The 17080-nt window shown below is 56.3% G+C and carries 17 protein-coding genes; 5 read left to right on the forward strand and 12 right to left on the reverse strand.

Annotated elements, in window-relative coordinates; translation table 11 throughout:
• Positions 1–42: 42 nt before the first annotated feature.
• Together I9187_RS08795 and I9187_RS08800 are read right to left on the reverse strand one after the other, a co-directional pair.
• Positions 43–1062: a TRAP transporter substrate-binding protein gene (locus tag I9187_RS08795; protein ID WP_171176638.1), complete on the reverse strand. Its 1020-nt coding sequence runs from the start codon at positions 1060–1062 to the stop codon at positions 43–45.
• Between the two features lie 70 nt (positions 1063–1132).
• Positions 1133–3166, reverse strand: a complete 2034-nt coding sequence (locus I9187_RS08800; RefSeq protein WP_209509385.1) for an FAD-dependent oxidoreductase — start codon at positions 3164–3166, stop codon at positions 1133–1135.
• 103 nt (positions 3167–3269) lie between these two features.
• Between I9187_RS08800 and paaG the strand changes: the two genes are divergently transcribed.
• The 4 genes from paaG to I9187_RS08820 are packed head-to-tail and all read left to right on the forward strand — an operon-like array spanning position 3270 to position 6418.
• Complete coding sequence (paaG, locus tag I9187_RS08805) at positions 3270–4055, forward strand: 2-(1,2-epoxy-1,2-dihydrophenyl)acetyl-CoA isomerase PaaG (RefSeq protein ID WP_171176634.1); 786 nt, start codon at positions 3270–3272, stop codon at positions 4053–4055.
• Between the two features lie 2 nt (positions 4056–4057).
• Complete coding sequence (gene paaI, locus I9187_RS08810; protein ID WP_171176632.1) at positions 4058–4483, forward strand: hydroxyphenylacetyl-CoA thioesterase PaaI; 426 nt, start codon at positions 4058–4060, stop codon at positions 4481–4483.
• Positions 4484–4507: 24 nt separating this feature from the next.
• Positions 4508–5818 (forward strand): phenylacetate--CoA ligase PaaK, encoded by a 1311-nt coding sequence (gene paaK, locus I9187_RS08815; protein WP_171176630.1) that lies wholly within the window; start codon positions 4508–4510, stop codon positions 5816–5818.
• Between the two features lie 3 nt (positions 5819–5821).
• On the forward strand, positions 5822–6418 hold the full coding sequence (locus I9187_RS08820) for a TetR/AcrR family transcriptional regulator (protein ID WP_171176628.1): 597 nt from the start codon (positions 5822–5824) through the stop codon (positions 6416–6418).
• A 24-nt stretch (positions 6419–6442) separates the two neighbouring features.
• Here the strand turns inward: I9187_RS08820 and I9187_RS08825 are convergent, their stop codons facing one another.
• From I9187_RS08825 to I9187_RS08860, 8 genes are all read right to left on the reverse strand, one after another.
• A complete protein-coding gene (locus I9187_RS08825) occupies positions 6443–7033 on the reverse strand; it encodes a hypothetical protein (RefSeq protein WP_171176626.1) in 591 nt (196 codons plus the stop codon).
• A gap of 251 nt (positions 7034–7284) precedes the next feature.
• Complete coding sequence (locus tag I9187_RS08830) at positions 7285–8340, reverse strand: aldolase/citrate lyase family protein (RefSeq protein WP_171176625.1); 1056 nt, start codon at positions 8338–8340, stop codon at positions 7285–7287.
• A gap of 11 nt (positions 8341–8351) precedes the next feature.
• The gene (gene hpaH / locus I9187_RS08835; protein ID WP_171176623.1) at positions 8352–9152 is read right to left on the reverse strand and encodes a 2-oxo-hept-4-ene-1,7-dioate hydratase; all 801 of its coding nucleotides are present in this window, start codon (positions 9150–9152) and stop codon (positions 8352–8354) included.
• Positions 9149–10003, reverse strand: a complete 855-nt coding sequence (locus I9187_RS08840; protein WP_171176621.1) for a fumarylacetoacetate hydrolase family protein — start codon at positions 10001–10003, stop codon at positions 9149–9151. The genes hpaH and I9187_RS08840 overlap by 4 nt, the downstream gene beginning before the upstream one ends.
• A complete protein-coding gene (locus I9187_RS08845) occupies positions 10000–11397 on the reverse strand; it encodes a pyridoxal-dependent decarboxylase (protein WP_171176619.1) in 1398 nt (465 codons plus the stop codon). The genes I9187_RS08840 and I9187_RS08845 overlap by 4 nt, the downstream gene beginning before the upstream one ends.
• Before the next feature lie 109 nt (positions 11398–11506).
• Entirely contained in the window at positions 11507–12349 is an 843-nt protein-coding gene (gene hpaD / locus I9187_RS08850) for a 3,4-dihydroxyphenylacetate 2,3-dioxygenase (RefSeq protein ID WP_171238023.1), read from the reverse strand.
• A gap of 57 nt (positions 12350–12406) precedes the next feature.
• A complete protein-coding gene (gene hpaE, locus I9187_RS08855; RefSeq protein WP_171176615.1) occupies positions 12407–13915 on the reverse strand; it encodes a 5-carboxymethyl-2-hydroxymuconate semialdehyde dehydrogenase in 1509 nt (502 codons plus the stop codon).
• A 3-nt stretch (positions 13916–13918) separates the two neighbouring features.
• Positions 13919–14317: a 5-carboxymethyl-2-hydroxymuconate Delta-isomerase gene (locus tag I9187_RS08860; RefSeq protein ID WP_171176613.1), complete on the reverse strand. Its 399-nt coding sequence runs from the start codon at positions 14315–14317 to the stop codon at positions 13919–13921.
• Between the two features lie 105 nt (positions 14318–14422).
• Between I9187_RS08860 and hpaR the strand changes: the two genes are divergently transcribed.
• Positions 14423–14863, forward strand: coding sequence for a homoprotocatechuate degradation operon regulator HpaR (hpaR, locus tag I9187_RS08865; RefSeq protein ID WP_171176611.1), 441 nt, complete (start codon positions 14423–14425; stop codon positions 14861–14863).
• A gap of 33 nt (positions 14864–14896) precedes the next feature.
• Here hpaR and I9187_RS08870 read toward each other — a convergent pair whose 3' ends face one another.
• Positions 14897–16249, reverse strand: a complete 1353-nt coding sequence (locus I9187_RS08870) for an aminotransferase class III-fold pyridoxal phosphate-dependent enzyme (protein ID WP_209509387.1) — start codon at positions 16247–16249, stop codon at positions 14897–14899.
• Between the two features lie 34 nt (positions 16250–16283).
• Positions 16284–17063 (reverse strand): IclR family transcriptional regulator, encoded by a 780-nt coding sequence (locus I9187_RS08875; RefSeq protein WP_171176607.1) that lies wholly within the window; start codon positions 17061–17063, stop codon positions 16284–16286.
• Between the last annotated feature and the right edge of the window lie 17 nt (positions 17064–17080).

A 17080-nucleotide genomic window follows, 5' to 3' on the forward strand; every position in this document is an offset into this window, starting at 1 on the left:
GGTGAAAAGGGCTGGCGGGTCATGCCCGCCAGCCGGGCTGCATTACTGCGAAGCCATTTCATTTACGATCATGTCATAAGCGGCTTGAGCGTCGATGCCCGCGTCGTTGACTTCGTCAATGACCTTGGCGCGCACGTCGACGGCAATCGTGTTGAATTTCTCAAGATCTTCAGCAGATGCCGCGTTGATCGCGTTGCCCTCGGTGGTTTCGGTTGCTTCGCGACCGATGGCGTCGATCTCGTCCCAGATTTTGCCAATCTCGCGGCTCAGCGGTTCACCAAAGACGTTCTCTTCCAAAGCAGCCTGCAGATCTTCGGGCAGATCGGCAAAAGTGTCTTCGTTCATGATGAAGGCAAACGATCCGCGATAGAGACCACCTGGAACTTCGTAAACATTCTGTGCCACTTCCGTGAGCTTGAAGCCCTTGCGGGATTCAAAGGGCATCACAACCCCATCAGCAGCTTTCGAGGCCAGGGTTTCATAGACTTTCGGCGCAGGGACCTGAATGCCGGTCGCACCCAGAGCCGTGCCAACGTCCCCCCCAACGCCACCCGGGATACGCACCTTGAGGCCCGACACCTCATCCAGCGTGGTCACAGGGCTGCTGGAATGTAACTGGGCAGGGCCATGCGTGTGCAGAGCGATCACCTTCACACCGCGATGTTCGTCTGCCTCTTTGAGGAACTTGTCATATGTGCGCCAATAAGCGACCGAGGCGTCCTCGGCCGAACCCTCGTATCCGGGCAGTTCGATCATCTTGGTGGTGACAAAACGACCGGGTTGATAACCATGGAAGATGATCGACGCATCAGCTGCACCATCCATGATCAAGTCCATCTGCGCCGGTGGCGGCGCAATGCCCAGCTTGAGTTCTGCCGTAACCTTACCGTCTGTCGCCTCTTCAACCATCTCCACGAATTTCGGCCACATCTTGGCGTTGATGCCATGGGTCGGCGGCGCCCAGCTTGAAATGGTCAGCGTATAATCCGCAGCCAGTGCCACTGTGCCCGAAACGGCCAACGCGGCCGACGCCAATAATGTGCTTAGCTTGGTGAATTTCATGGTTCTGTCTCCTCCCTGTGAAACATGACTCGAGAATGCGTTAATGGTCGCTTTTGTAACCATCAACATATTAAAGATCCCCCGAATGGTCCGCGATCCTCCAAGAGCCGGGGTTTTCGTTCGCAACTGTCAACATCGTTGCACGCGAAATTGCGATGCCGATTTCCTTGCTGTAGTTCATTGGCCCGCCACGCCACCGCGGGAATCCATATCCATGGATTTGCACCATATCGACAGATTCCGCGTTTTCCGCGATGCGTTCCTGAACGATTAAAGCGCCCTCGTTGGCCAGAACCGCTAGAATACGCGAGGAAATGTCCTGCTCTGTAAAGCTTCGGCGGGTTATGCCCTGTTCGGCCGAGTAGGTTTCGATCAACGCCTCAACTTCCGGGTCGCGGACCGGTTTACGGTTGCCATCTTCGTACCGGTACCATCCTTTGCCCGTACGTTGGCCAAGCCGCCCCATCTCACACAATTGGTCGGCGATGGTGACATAGCGTTCATCAGGGTTTCGTGTTTCGGCGTTGCGCTTGCGGTTGGCCCAGGCGATCTGAAGACCGGTCAGATCCTGCAGCTCATAAGGTCCCATGGGCATCCCAAACGCGCGCATCGCTTGATCCACCTGATAAGGCAGCGCCCCATCGGCCAGAAGATAATCAGCCTCGCGCCGATACGCCGCCAGCATGCGGTTGCCTATGAATCCATCGCAGATACCCGAAAGAACCGACACTTTCCGCAGCTTTCTGCCCAAGGCGAAACCTGTGGCCAAAACTTCGGGCGACGTATCAGGCGTATGTACGATCTCAAGCAGCTTCATCACATGGGCCGGGCTGAAGAAATGCAGGCCAATGCAGCGAGCCTTGTTTTCTACGTCCTCAAAGATGTCTACCGGATCTAGGTAGGACGTATTCGTGGCCAGGATTGCATCCCGGTGCATATGGCTGGCAAGCTCCGCAAACACCGATTGCTTGACGGACAAATCCTCAAATACAGCCTCGATTGCCAACTCGGCATCTGCAGCAACGGCATAGCTCTCGGCAGCCTGAAAACTTGTCAGACGATTACGCAACTGCGCTTCAGAAATCTTGCCCCGTTTGACGGCCCCGTTCAGCAGAGATTCAACCCGCTGCTGAGCGGCCGATGCAGCCTCAGCGTTTTGCTCAATCAAAGTGACCGACAGCCCGCCATTCAGCGCGGCCGTCGCAATGCCTGCACCCATCAGCCCACCGCCGACAACAGCTATCCGAGTGATGTCACGGGCTGTAGAACCCTTGATCAAAGCAGGCTTGGATACGGTGCGTTCAGCAAAGAATGCGTGACGTAGCGCCCTGCTTTCAGCGCTTTGGCGCAAAGCCAAGTGGCGGGCGCGTTCTTTCGGTTGCCCCTCGGCGAATGGCTCAACGGACCAACCGAGAGCGCTCAGGTTTTCCAGCGGCGATGGCTGCCCTTTGGCGCGTTTCCGCAACGCCAGACGGCTTGTTTCAAACAGATCGGGCGCAAAGTCCGGTACAGTGCGCTGACTGACAGGCAGTGGACGTTCAGGCAAGTCGGCAACAAATCCCGAAACTGCATCCAATAGGTCGTCGGCGATCAAATCAATGCCCCCGATTTCCGCCAGCGCTTCAGCTTTCATGATCTTGCCGGAACACGCCATGTCAATTGCAGCTTGCATCCCCACAAGACGCGGCAAGCGTTGCGTGCCACCTGCCCCGGGGATCAGTCCCACATTGACCTCGGGCAAACCAAAACCGGTATCCCGCGCTGCGATCCGCCACGCACAGGCCATCGCTATCTCAAATCCGCCGCCCAGCACGTTGCCGTGCATACAGGCGACAAATGGCACTTTGCTGTCTTCGATCTTCTGAACAACATCCGGTAAATGCGGCTCAATCGGCGGCACATCAAACTCGGACATGTCACCACCAGCGATGAAGGTCCTGCCAGCGCAACACAACACCGCCACGCGCGCGCCCTGAACCGCATCAACAGCGTCGGACAGCCCCTGTCGAACACCGGTCGAGGTCGCGTTCACTGGCGGGTTGTTGACCGTGACCCAAGCCACGTCACCCTTTAATTCAACACTTACCAGCGACGACTGCAACATCGACAACCCTTTTGATCGATCCAGATTCGGTACTGGTTTATATATTGACCAACCGTTCGGTTAATGCAATGATTAAGTTGGAACGAGGCCGGAAGAGAACGTCATGAGCGATACAATACTTGTAGAAAACAACGGGAACTGGGTTGAAATTACCCTGAACCGCCCAGACAAGTTGAACGCGTTCAATGAAGACATGCACGCGGCCCTGCAAGACGCATTGAAGACCGCACGCGACAACGGGGCCCGCGCAATACTGCTGACCGGTGCCGGGCGCGGGTTCTGCGCAGGTCAAGACCTGGGCGATCGCGATCCATCCAAAATGGATGGCCCTCCGGATCTGAGCAAAACGGTACGAACGTTTTATGCGCCTCTGGTCCGGTTGATCCGGTCCTTGGAGTTCCCGGTCATCTGTGCCGTAAACGGAGTCGCCGCAGGCGCAGGTGCAAATCTTGCGTTGGCCTGTGACATGGTTGTGGCTGGGGAAAGTGCCAAATTCATTCAGAGCTTTTCCAAGGTCGGCCTGATACCGGATACGGGTGGCAGTTGGCATTTGCCGCGCCTGTTAGGTGAAGCACGCGCTAAGGGGTTGGCTCTGACCGCCCAACCCCTTTCAGCCAAACAGGCAGAGGATTGGGGACTGATCTGGAAAACACTGCCCGACGATCAACTGATGAGTGAGGCACGCACGCTTACCGCGCAGTTGGCGAACGGCCCAACACTTGGGCTGGGCCTGACAAAGCAATGCATTCAATCTGCGGCCACCACATCGCTTTCGGATCAGCTTGAGATTGAGGCGGACGCGATGAAAACCTGCGGGGAAAGCGTGGATTATGCCGAAGGCGTATCCAGTTTCCTTGAAAAACGCGCGCCAAACTTTCAGGGGCGGTGACGATGACACCAAAGGAACGCGCCGAAAAATCCGCCGCTGCAATGTGGGCAAATGACGAGGCAAGCAAATGGTTCGGCATGGAGCTTGTCGAGATTGACGAAGGCCACGCAGTTCTGGCACTGACCGTCGCCAGCCATCACTGCAATGGTCATGGCACATGCCATGGGGGCGTCACCCACGCTCTGGCCGACAGCGCCTTTGCCTTTGCCTGCAATAGCCGAAACAAGGCAACCGTCGCGCAACACACAATGATCAGCTTCCTCGCCCCCGGAAGCAAAGGCGACCGCCTGACAGCCACCGCGACAGAGGTCACTGTGTCCGGACGCAGCGGTATCTATGACGTTCGCGTCACAAACCAAGACAACACTCTGATCGCCGAGTTTCGCGGCATGTCCCGCGCAGTGGGCGGTCAGAATTTTCAAGAATAGCTTCGCGACTGGAGGAGTGACGCGATGGAAGACCTTTCCCCAAACAAAGCGGATCTTGACCCGATCGAGATCGCCTCGATCGACGAAATTCGCGCCACACAGCTTGAACGGCTCAAGTGGTCCGTACGCCACGCATACGAAAACGTTGCGATGTACAAACAGCGGTTTGACGAAGCCGGTGTGCATCCCGACGATCTGCAGCAACTGACCGACCTTTCGAAGTTTCCGTTCACATACAAAAACGATCTGCGCGACAATTACCCTTTTGGCTTGTTTGCAGTTCCGCGCAGCGAGATCATTCGTCTTCACGCGTCCTCGGGCACGACTGGTAAACCGACCGTGGTGGGTTACACCAGGAATGACATCGACAACTGGGCGGATTTGGGCGCGCGTTCTCTGCGTGCTTCGGGACTGCGCAAAGGCGACATGGTCCACAATGCCTATGGTTATGGGCTGTTCACCGGCGGGTTGGGCGCCCATTATGGGATTGAACGCCTTGGCGCGACCGTTGTTCCCATGTCCGGGGGGCAAACCGAGAAACAGGTTAACCTGATCAACGATTTCCAGCCTGACGGGATCATGGTGACGCCGTCCTATATGCTCAATATCCTAGAGCAGTTCCACAAGGCCGGTCTCGACCCCCGAGAAAGCTCTTTGAAAGTTGGTGTGTTTGGTGCTGAACCCTGGACTGATGCGATGCGGGCCGAGGTCGAAGCCGCGTTTGATATGCATGCGGTCGATATCTATGGCCTGTCCGAGATCATGGGTCCTGGGGTGGCCAATGAATGCGTTGAAACCAAAGACGGTCCGGTGATCTGGGAGGATCACTTCCTGCCGGAAATCATCGACCCCGTGTCCGGTGAGGTCCTGCCCGATGGCGAAACTGGTGAATTGGTGTTCACAACCCTGACCAAGGAAGGGCTGCCAATGATCCGTTATCGCACGCGCGACCTGACATGCCTGCTGCCGGGAACTGCACGTTCCATGCGCCGGATGGCAAAGATTACAGGTCGCAGCGACGACATGATGATCCTGCGTGGCGTAAACGTCTTCCCCAGCCAGATCGAAGAACAGGTCATGGCGACGGGCGGGCTTGCCCCGTATTATCAGATCGAATTGTATAAGTCGGGCCGCATGGATGCGATGCGTGTATTTGTTGAATCCTCAACCGATTCCACCGACGAACTCTCCAAAACTGCGGCGGCGCGAATGCTGACCAAGCGGATCAAGGACGTTGTTGGCGTTTCAACGGAAATTGTTGTAGGTGACCCCGGCGACGTCGAACGCTCTCAGGGCAAGGCGAAGCGCGTCGTCGACAATCGCGATAAGGAATAGACCGTGGCCCGAACAATCGCCAAAGACCACGACCAAAAGCGGGAGCAGATCCTGAAAATGGCGGCCAAAGTGTTTGCCGATCAGGGGTTTGATCGCGCATCGATGACATTGCTGGCCAAAGAATGCGGGATCTCGAAGGCCAACATCTATCACTACTACGACAGCAAGGATGCCATCCTGTATGACATCCTTGAAACATACCTGCGCGAGTTAAGGGATCGGATCTGTAACGTGGATCTTAGCGGTTTGAACCCCGAGCAGAAGCTGCGCACAGCGGTGCGCGAAATCCTGTTTGCTTATCAGGGCGCAGATGACGAGCACCGCGTACAGATCAGCGGCATGAGCGCGCTGACAGACGAGCAGCAGAAACTCCTGCGGGGCTATCAGCTTGATTTGGTGAATTTTGTGCGCGACATCCTCAAAGAGTTGTCTCCCGAAGCTTTCGACGATGCCAAAGACAAGTTGCGCGGTGCCACGATGTCGGTCTTCGGGATGCTGAACTGGTATTATATGTGGAATACCGGCGCGGGCCCCAAAGCCCGCGAAGACTATGCCGATCTGGTCAGCACGCTGACAGTGCATGGCGTGCAAAAGCTTTAGGCGCACAACGCTGCACACAAAACGTTATGTCGCGGCTTTAGACCTATCCAGATAGGCTTGCTTTGCGATCATGACATCCTCGTCCGTCATGTCTGATCGGTTCAGTTCTAAGAAATGTTCTGAGGCCCCAACCGGTTGAACATTCAGGTTGCGGACGGGTGTCAGATCATCCGACCGTACATTCAAAATCGAAAGCACCTTGGTGACGGGAAACAAACGATCGCTCAGACCCGAGGTGTTCAGAGAGATAACGTCAGCTCGTGAAGACATATGCTCGGCGACCCGAGCCACCACGCCATCAAGGTCCGCGCCCGGGTTCAGCAGTTCAGTGTATTCGCACAGGTCTTCTTGTATTCTGTTTCCGCGAATGTTCTGCCAATACACGCTTTTGATCCAATCAGTAGTATCTCTGGTCGTGTAAAAGAATGTGATCCGCGCCTTGTTGTCTGTGAGTCTGTTGATTTCCTCACAGATAACTTCGGCAAGGATGTGCGTTTGGGCATAGGACCACACACCCTTGCGTCCCGGGATCATGCCTGCAAACTCTTCGCTGCTGATCAGCAACGGCAAGTCAGAGTGGCCATCCAACGACAGCAGAACCTGACGGAATTTCATGCGAAATTTTTCAAGCGTTCTTTCTTCCGATACCACTGAAAAACGGCGCGCGGCAACGCCAGCGTCTTTCAAATTCCGTGGCACTAAAGCATTGACTCGGGTCTTTAACCGGAAACGGTTCCTGTACAGCATCGTTTGCAGGGTTCTGGTTCCGGTTTTGTGAAACCCCTGATGGACAACAACCTTCAGCATCGAACCTACGACTCAATCAACGTGCAACTTCGGAAGTTAGAGCCACCGCATCGAAAACTTCAAGCGGTCCAATCGATGCTCAGTTCTTCTCGAAAGGCAAAGCGGGTCAAATGCGCCTCGATCACCTTTTGCCAACGACGCAAATCGCCACGCGGGCCGGTTGTGGCGGTCACCGTCAAAGTGGTTGCATCTGCTGTCAATGTCACCCGATCGCCGTCAGGGAAAGACGCGCTGCCCTGCGTTCCATCAAAGGAGACCTCGGCCTTGTGCGACCAATGTTTGCAGAGCTGCTGCAGGTATTTTGAGGCCGCGCTCGTTTGCGCAATGCCTGTTGCGGTCTGATCAGGCAACAGGCTCAGACCCGCGACAGCGGCAGACCGGATTGATTTGGCAAACAAGGTCACGTCAATGTTGGTGGCCACAAACGTCGCGCCGAGATCCAGACACTTACGTTGAAGGTCTGGATCCAGCGTCAAAATCCCGGCCGCTTTACCTGCTGCCACGATGCGGCGGATTGCATCCAGCACTGCGGCAACCACCTCAGGGTGGTTCGCATCCCCTAGATGGCCCATGTCAGCGGCGAGGTCGGCGGGACCGATAAACACACCGTCCACATCAGTCGCCAGAACATCGTCCAGCGCGTCCATGCCCTTGTTGCTCTCGACCTGCACAAGCAGGCAAATCTGTTCGTCGGCGGATTTCAAATAATCGGGTATCGCAGCGAAGCGTGACGCCCGCGCCAGCGATGATCCAACCCCACGAACGCCATGCGGCGGATATTGCACGGCCCGGACCAGTTCGCGCGCCTGATCGCCGCTTTCGACCATCGGCACCAGAATATTCTGCACTCCTGCGTCGAGATATTGCTTGATCATCCAGGTTTCGCCAATCGGCAGGCGTGCGACCGGCACACTGCCGGACCCCTCAATCACGCGCACCTGCTCCAGGATCGATTGCAGATCGTTAGGCGCGTGTTCGCCATCGACCAGCAACCAATCGAACTGCGCTGTGGCAGCGATCTCGGCCGCATAGGCATTGGCCAAACCAACCCAACATCCGATCTGCGGAGAGCCGGCCGTCAGCGCAGCCTTGAATGCATTTTGTGGCGCAGGCATTAGTTTTCCTTTCAGGCGAAATTGATATCGACTGAGCCAAACGGCCCGAAATCCGCGTGAATTTTGGTGCCCGAGGGGCATTCGACGGGGCGGATGAAACTGCCGGACAAAATGATCTGCCCCGGCTCGATGCTCTGACCGTATTGCGCCATCCGACGTGCCAACCAAACCACACTTTCGACAGGGTCGTTCAACACACCAGCACCTAATCCGGTTTCCTCAATCTCGCTATTGCGGAAAGCAATCGCCCCAACCCAGCGCAGATCAAGAGCATCCATAGAATGACGCTCTGCACCCAAAACGATGCCTGCATTGGCGGCATTGTCGCTGATCGTGTCAAAGACCGTGCGCGCTTTGCCGGTTTCAGGGTCCACTCTTTGAATACGAGTATCCAGAATTTCCAGTGCAGGGGCGACATAGTCCGTAGCGGCGATAATATCGTCGCGAGATACGTTTTCGCCGCCAACGGCGGACTTCATAACAAAGGCGATCTCGGCCTCAATCCGGGGCTGAATGAAACGGCCTGCCGGAACGGTCGCGCCATTGTCGAACGCCATGTCGTCAAACAAAATTCCACTGTCGGGAATGTCGATGTTCAAGGCATATTGCATCGCCTTCGAAGTCAGCCCGATCTTCCACCCGATCACCTTGCGCCCTTCGGCCAGTTTCTGGCGATAGATGGCGTTCTGAATCTCATAGGCATCATCCATACCCATCTCGGGGTGGCACAGACTAAGCAGGCCGATCTGTTTGCGCCGGCGTTCGGCCTGCAGCAGTTCGGCGGCGGCTCGGGCGTGGTCTTCGGGCGTCATACCTGTTCGTCCTCCACCGTGTTGCGCAGGGTTCCGATACCTTCGACGGACACCTCGACAACATCTCCGGGCATCAGGTACTTCGGCGGGTCGAACCGTGCCCCTGCCCCGGTTGGTGTACCAGTGACAACAATGTCGCCCGGCTGAAGCGTCATAAAGGTCGAGATGTATTCAATCTCGCGCCGGATCGGGAACATCATGCGGTTCAGCGTGTCGTCCTGCCGAAGCTCACCGTTCACGCGAGTTTGGATGCGGGCATCATCCAGTTGGGCCGCGTCCGTAAACGGCACCAGCCATGGGCCAATGGCCCCCGACTTGTCCCAGTTCTTGCCTTGCGTGACATTGAACTTTGCGTGCCGCACCCAGTCGCGAATGGTGCCTTCATTGCACAAGGTCAGCGCGGCGATGTGATCATAAGCGTCCTCCTGCGAAATGCGGCGACCAGCCTTTCCTATCACGATGGCCACCTCGCCTTCGTAGTCCAACGTATGGTTTTCAGGCGGTCGGATCAGCGGGCGGTCATGGCCGGTGAACCCACTGGCAAAGCGCGGAAAAAGCGACATGTACTTGGGCTGTTCGCTGCCGTCCTTGTATTCTGCATTCCGGTCAGGGAAGTTCACGCCGACACACAGGATACGGCGCGCATCCGGCATTACCATGTCATAGGTGAACTCAGTGTGGGTGACAGGTTTGCCCTCGGCAGCTTTTGCCAGTCGATCGAACGCCCCGTCGGCGATCACCTCGTACAGGCTGTCATGGTCCGGGAACACTTGGTTCAGTGCTATTGCACCGTCGTCAGTGATTGCTCCGAAAAACCGTTCCTCACCCGCTAAGAAAGTTCCAAACTTCATTCAAGTGTCTCCCACACGTCACGAATCACGTCGGCTGCTAACATCACGTCGTCCCGAGAGGTATCGAACTGCCCAACCTGAAAGCGGATGATCTTGCGGCCTTTGAACATGCCTTGGGTGAGATAAATCCGCCCATCATCGTTCAACGCGTCGACTAAACGCTGCTGCATTGCATCGTCTCCCGGACACCGGAACGAAAACAGGCTTAAGATCGGGCCGGTCGTGATTTCGAACCCTTCCATCGCTCCGATCCGATCAGCGAGCTCCTGTGCCCAAGTCACATGATTGCGGATGCGTTCGCGCAGTCCTTCCAATCCGTATGAGCGCAACAGAAACCAGATCTTTAACGCCCGGAACCTGCGCCCCAGAGGGATCGTCCACTCCGAGTAATTCGTCACCTCTGCTCCGGTTGTCTTGAGGTATTCCGGCTCGATCTTCAGCGTGTTGAGCTGTGGTGCTGCATCCCGCAAGAACTGGATGGCGCAATCGAATTGCGCGCCCATCCATTTATGCGGGTTGAAGACAATGCTGTCATAGCGGTCAGCACCCCTCCAAAGGGCTTCGCGAAATTCGGGGCAGATCATGGCTGATCCGGCCCAAGCTGCGTCGAGATGGGTGTAAAGGTCGTGTTTTTGCGCGATATCCGCCACGGCCACCAAGTCATCACAGGCCCCAACACCGGTTCCACCTGTGATCGCAATAATACCGGCCGGAACATGACCGGCTGCGATATCGCTTTGAATGGCGGCTTCAAGTGCAGAGGCATCAATCGCAAAGTTGGAACCCAAGGTCGGCAGCTTGACCAGATTGTCCTGTCCAATCCCCGCGACCCAGCAGGCCCTGTCGATGGACGAATGCACTTGATCCGAGCAATAGATCCGCAGCGCGCCCTTGGTGTTCAAACCTTCGCGGTTGCCGGTAAAGCCCGTGGCCCGTTCCCGCATGGTCAGAACCGCCGATAACGTGGCGGATGAGGCGCTGTCCTGAATAACTCCGGTCATACCTTCGGGCAGTCCAAGTGACTGCCGCAACCAGTCAACCATGACGCCCTCGACTTCAGTCGCGGCGGGCGAGGTTTGCCACAACATGCATTGCGCCGCGATTGTTGTCACCAGCATCTCGGCCAGCATCGACGGAGGAGCAGCATTGGCTGGAAAATAGGCAAAGAAGCGTGGGTGTTGCCAATGGGTGATACCTGGCATCACGATCCGTTCAAAATCGGCCATGATGGCATCCATCGGTTCACCCGCCTCGGGTGGGGTTGCCACAAGCTGGGCTGCAATTTCCCCCGGTGCGGTCTGCGCGCGCACGGGGCGTTCCGCAAGTGTCTTATGGTAATCGGCCGCCCATTTTGAAATGTACTGACCCCAATGCGAAAACGTGTCCCAATCCATGCGTTAACCTTTTGTTGTCGCTGAAAGATCAGCCCGCCCGGTCCCCGCAAGATGCAGCACCACAACGAACGAATTTTCTATGTTATAAAACAGTTCCGATTGTCCGATGTCAGACCGAGAAACTGACATTCGCCTGACCGGTGCCGGAACTGCCGAAATATGGGGTATAGATGTCGATTTTGCCCTTGTAGCTACCCCAACCCAGCGCTCCGAACAGCAGGGCGGTGTCGTTCATGGCACATTCTCCGGTGCATTTCTTGGCGTAGTCAGGCAGCATTTCAAGGAACTCTTCAAAACGGCCCTGTTCCCATAATTCCAACACGCGCATGTCCATCTGGCGGTTGAACTCGCCATTCACCGCGTTCAGCCCCTCGACCGATCGTTCATTCGGGGTGAAATCATGGCTGAGAGACCCTGATGCCAGAACAGACACATTGCGGTCAGAACGCCGGATGCCTTCGGCAATGGCCTCACCCCAAACCCGGTTTTCCGCAATCGATGAGAATTGATTGACAGCCACAGGCAAGACCCGCGCATTCACCCCTTCGTTGATGAAATGCATGGGCAACAGGGTTCCGTATTCCATACCCATATCCGGGTGCGAATGACCCAGAGCACGCTCTCCACGCTCGCGCAGCACATCAAGGATCGTTTCCCCCAACTCATGATCGCCGCGATAGTCGAACTCCATATCAGCCAACATATGCGGCAGCTCGTGGCTGATGAAGCGACCTGTGTGATGCTCTTTTGTGTTCAGGTGAAAGCCCTGATTGGTGATCCAATGGGTATCGAACACAATGAAGGTCTCGACTTCGCGGTCTATCGCGTCCTGACGCAGGCGGGCATACCCATCAATGGCAGATTGCCGGATACCTTTGTATTTCGGCATCGTGTGGGACATCCAGATGCTGGGTACATGCGTTATTTTCGCGGCCTGTACGATCTTTCCCATGACGGTTCCTCCTAATGCGTTCTGGTGGTCCCAGTTCGGGGGAACCACCTGAGGCGATTATTTCCCCAATTGCATGATCTTGTGCTGACCGGTTGCGAAACCGATGTGCTTTTGTTCCATATAGAACTCAAAGCTCCAATCCCCGCCGTCGCGCCCGATTCCAGACGCTTTGACCCCGCCAAAGGGCGTAGGCAGGTGACGCACGTTTTCTGAATTCACCCAAATCATCCCAGCCTCCAGCTTGTCTGTAAAGCGCAAGGCACGGGTCAGGTCATTGGTCCAGACATAACCCGTCAAACCATAGGGCGTGTCGTTGGCAATCTGAAGCGCCTCGTCCTCGGTTGCGAAGGGGATCGAGGTCAGAACAGGGCCAAAGATCTCCTCGCGCGCGATGCGCATCTGGTTGGTGGCGTTGGTGAACAAGGTCGGACGGATAAAGTAGCCTTCATTGCCCACCTTGACCCCACCGGCAGCGACGGTTGCACCGTCCTTTTTGGCGATGTCGAAGTAGCTGGTGACTTTGTTGTAATGCTCCTCGGTCACCAATGGCCCAATCTCGGTCGCCGGGTCCAACGGGTGGCCCACCTTGATGTTGTTCACACGTTGGACCAGCTTTGCCTCGAACTCTTCTTTGATCGTATCCTGCACCAGCAACCGCGAAGATGAGGTGCAGCGCTCGCCATTGATCGAATAGATCATGAAGATCACCGCATCCAGCGCGCGATCCAGATCGGCGTCATCGAACACGATCACAGGGTTTTTTCCGCCCAACTCCAGATGGTTGCGCTTGTGCGTGTCCGCGCCTTGCTTGACGATCAGACTGCCGGTGCGGCTTTCGCCGACAAACGCAATCGCCTTGATCAGCTTATGTTCGCACAAAGCTTTGCCTGCATCAGGGCCAAACCCATTTACCGTGTTCAGCACGCCTTTGGGCAGCCCGGCCTCTTCGGCGATCTCCACCAGCAGGCGGGCCGTCAGCGGAGAGTCTTCAGCAGGCTTGTGAACCACCGTGCAGCCCGCAGCCAATGCTGGTGCGATTTTCCAGGTCGACAGCATGAACGGTGTGTTCCATGGGGTAATCACACCGACCGGGCCAATTGGAACGCGCGTGGTGACGTTCATCAGCGTCGGGGATTTCAGATGTTGCCCGTCGCGCGCCTGAACCACCTGATCTGCAAAATACCGAAAATTCTCTGCCCCGCGCAACGCGGCCTTGGACATGAAGCGAAGAGTCTGGCCCGTGTCCCAGCATTCACACAGCGCGATTTCCTCGGCCCGCGCTTCGATGGCATCAGCAACGCGCAACAAGATGCGGCGGCGTTCGGTGGCAGACATGTCGCGCCATTCAGCAAACGCGGCATGGGCGGCCTTGGCCGCCGCATCAATATCATCAGCCGTGCCATGTGCAACGTCGCAGATCACAGATTTGTCGACAGGCGAAGTGGATTGGAACACACCGCCAGACCCGTCCCGGTCTTCGCCAGCGATACGATTGAGAATGCCGGCTTCCTTGAACCGGGCCAGAAAGCTCGTCAGTTTTTCAATATTCGTATCCAGCGCACTCATATTTCAGGTCTCCTGCGAAGTCGCGGCCAGATGGTCGCGGATCGTGCCGGTCTTGGGCGAAAGCTTTGGGTCAATGTCGCGCATCTCAAGCGACAGAGCGATGGAATGCTGCGAAAGAGCCGGCGCCAGATAGGCTTTGACCGCGTCAAATATACGCCGCGTCGCGTCCTGCTTGACGTCTTCCGACCTCCCTGCACGCAGGCGGATCGAGATATCAACAAACCCATGGCCCGGATTTCCATCCGCAATGGCATAGTGGTCCACGCGCGTTGCGCGCACGCGAATGCCCGGCATCGGAAAGGTGTCGATCTCGGCAGCTGTTGCCCTTATGCATTCGCACAGGCCACCCATGTCGATCTTGCCTTCCAGGTTCCCGGAATATTCGACGTGGAAATGTGGCATGATTCCTCCTCTATTACTTAACATGTTTAGTTTTTTGCCAGCCTCACGTCAAGAGATTGCTTTGTTAATCTTTGCAATTTCCGAACCACCGCTCTAGAAGACCGCATGACCACTCAAAGCCATACCAAAAGCACCGCCCGATCCCTTCCTATCGCGCTGCTGCGTGCCCGTGAAACCGTCATGGCCCCGATCCGGGATATGCTGCAAGGCATCCAGATAACCGAACAGAAATGGCGCATCTTGCGCGTCCTGGATGAGCTGGGCGAAGTGGAGCAAAGCACTATTGCGCACGAGGCTTGTCTGCTGCTTCCAAGCGTGACCCGCATCTTGCGCACAATGGAGGCTGATGCCCAGATCACCCGCCGCCAGGACAGTGACGACAAGCGCCGTACCATGGTCACGATCACGGATGCAGGCCGGTCGATCCTTAGGGAAAACCTGGCCACGTCACTTGCGATTTCCAGCAATATCGAGGCTCAGATGGGTCGTGAAAAGCTGGACCAATTGCTGGACCTGCTAGAGGAATTGCAGGCGGTTAAAGTCTGACCCTGCCTTCAGTCGACAGGGCAGACCTAAAGCTCAAAGAGTCGACAGACCAGTATCCAACGCTGACAAAATCTTGGACACATCGTCTGAGGTGATAACCAGCGGGGGCGACAGAATGATGTTGTTTCCGGATACTCGTACCATCACGCCATCTTCGTAAGCCGCTTTTTGAACCTGCAACAGCAGGTGCTTAGCGATGGGAGCTTTGGTCGCCCGATCGGAAACCAGTTCCAACGCGCACATTAATCCCTCGCCACCGCGTACGTCGCCGATCGCGTCGTGTTTCTCGGCCAGCTTCCGCAACCCGGCGAATAATTCACCCCCTCGCGCTGCGGCGTTTTCCCAAACCCGCAGCCGGTTGATCTCGGACAGAGCAGCCAGTGCCGCCGCTGCCCCAACCGGATGACCGGAGTAGGTGTAGCCCTGATCGACCGATGCCAGCCCCGTAGTGTCCTTTTCGAAGACTTCAGCGACAGAGCCCGAAATCATTGCCGCGCCGAACGGAAAGTACCCGTTGGTGATCGCTTTTGCTGTTGTCATGATGTCCGGCTGAACGCCCCAATGTCGCGCGCCGCTTTCGCTGCCAGTTCGACCAAATGCGGTAATGATTTCGTCAGAGATCAAAAGAATACCGTGTTTGGCACACACCTCACGCACCATGGGCATGAAGCTTTTGTGCGGTGGGATCACACCCCCTGCCCCCAGAACCGGCTCCATGATAAACGCCGCAACCGTGTTCGCCCCTTGAAAGGCGATCTCGGCCTCCAACGCATTGACGCAAAGTTGCGCCAGACGCTCGGGGTCCGCCTCATCAAACGGGTTGCGATAGGTCCAGGGTGCGGGCACGTGGAAACAACCCGGCATCATCGGCTCATAGACCGCGCGAAACTTTTGATTGCCGTTGACGGATGCAGCCGCGAAATGTGTGCCGTGATAGCCCTGCTTAAGGCTGATGAACTTGGTGCGACCGGCATCGCCCCTCACCTTGTGATATTGCCGTGCAAGCTTCAGCGCAATTTCGACAGAGTCCGATCCACCCGACGTAAAGAACGCGCGGGTCAAACCGTCAGGTGCGAAAAACTGCGCCAGCTCATAAGACAGCTCAATGGCTTTGTCATTGCTGGTTCCGCGAAAGGTCGAGTAATAGGGCAACGCGTTCAATTGATCGGCAATGGCCTGTTTCACCGGTTCGCAGGAATAGCCCAAATTGACGTTCCACAGCCCCCCCACGGCATCCAGCGCTTTGTGACCATCAACATCGATAATGCTTACACCTTCACCGCCATTCAAAATGGTCGGCGGGTTCTTTTGACTGTCGGCAGGATGTGCCATCGGGTGCCAGAAATAACGGGCGTTGTTTTCCTTCAGAAAGTTCGAGTCTTTCATGGTGCGGGCCTCCGGAAGTATCGCTTACCCTGGGTCACGGGTGGAATTCGGTTGGAAAGGTGTCGGGCAACTGACCGCCAAAATCTGCGGTCAGGTCCGTCGAAAGATTGTGCAATGCAGACAGAATGGATGGCAGGCGGTCGTCGGTGGCGCGACCTTCAGGCACAGCAATTGCAATGGTCCCCAGAGCGACTTGATCAATGCCAAAAATCGGCGCGGCGTACCCAAAGACGCCCTCTTCATAGCTGCCGTTGCTGTTGGCCCAGCCTAAGGCGCTGATCCGCGCAACCCGTTCTTTGATGATTTCAGGATCAATGAGCGTGGCGTCCGTGAAGCGCGCCTGCTCTTTGTGATCCAAATCTTCCATCAGACTGGGTGGGCCAAAACTGAGCATACAAAGACCCGAGGCCGTTGCATTGATCGGCAGGATCTCACTGGGGTCAAGGCTGACGCGCACGCTGTGCCGCGTTGTTTCAACCACCAATGCGGTTTGCAGCCCGGTCTTTTCCAACAGTGACAGATGCAGACTTTCCCCAACGCGTTGCATCGCCATTTGCATTTTCTGGCGCGCACTTTCGATGCCTGGCCGCGCGATTTCACGCAGCGCTGCCAGGCGCAAGGCCGCCGGTCCGATAGCATAGGACTTGGTCATAGGATTCTGTTCGATCAGACCGTATTCCTCAAGCGCACGCAGGTGGCGCAGCGCGGTTGCCTTGTTCAATCCGGACAGTCGCGCAAAGTGACTCAGCCCGATTTCCGGTCGCGCGCTTGAAAAGTAATCCAGCATTTTTAAGGCATTAAGGGCTGTGCCCATTTGTTTCACTTCCTCTT

The organism is Ruegeria sp. HKCCE4148, from assembly GCF_017872495.1.
In the GTDB taxonomy this organism is placed as follows: Bacteria; Pseudomonadota; Alphaproteobacteria; order Rhodobacterales; family Rhodobacteraceae; genus Ruegeria.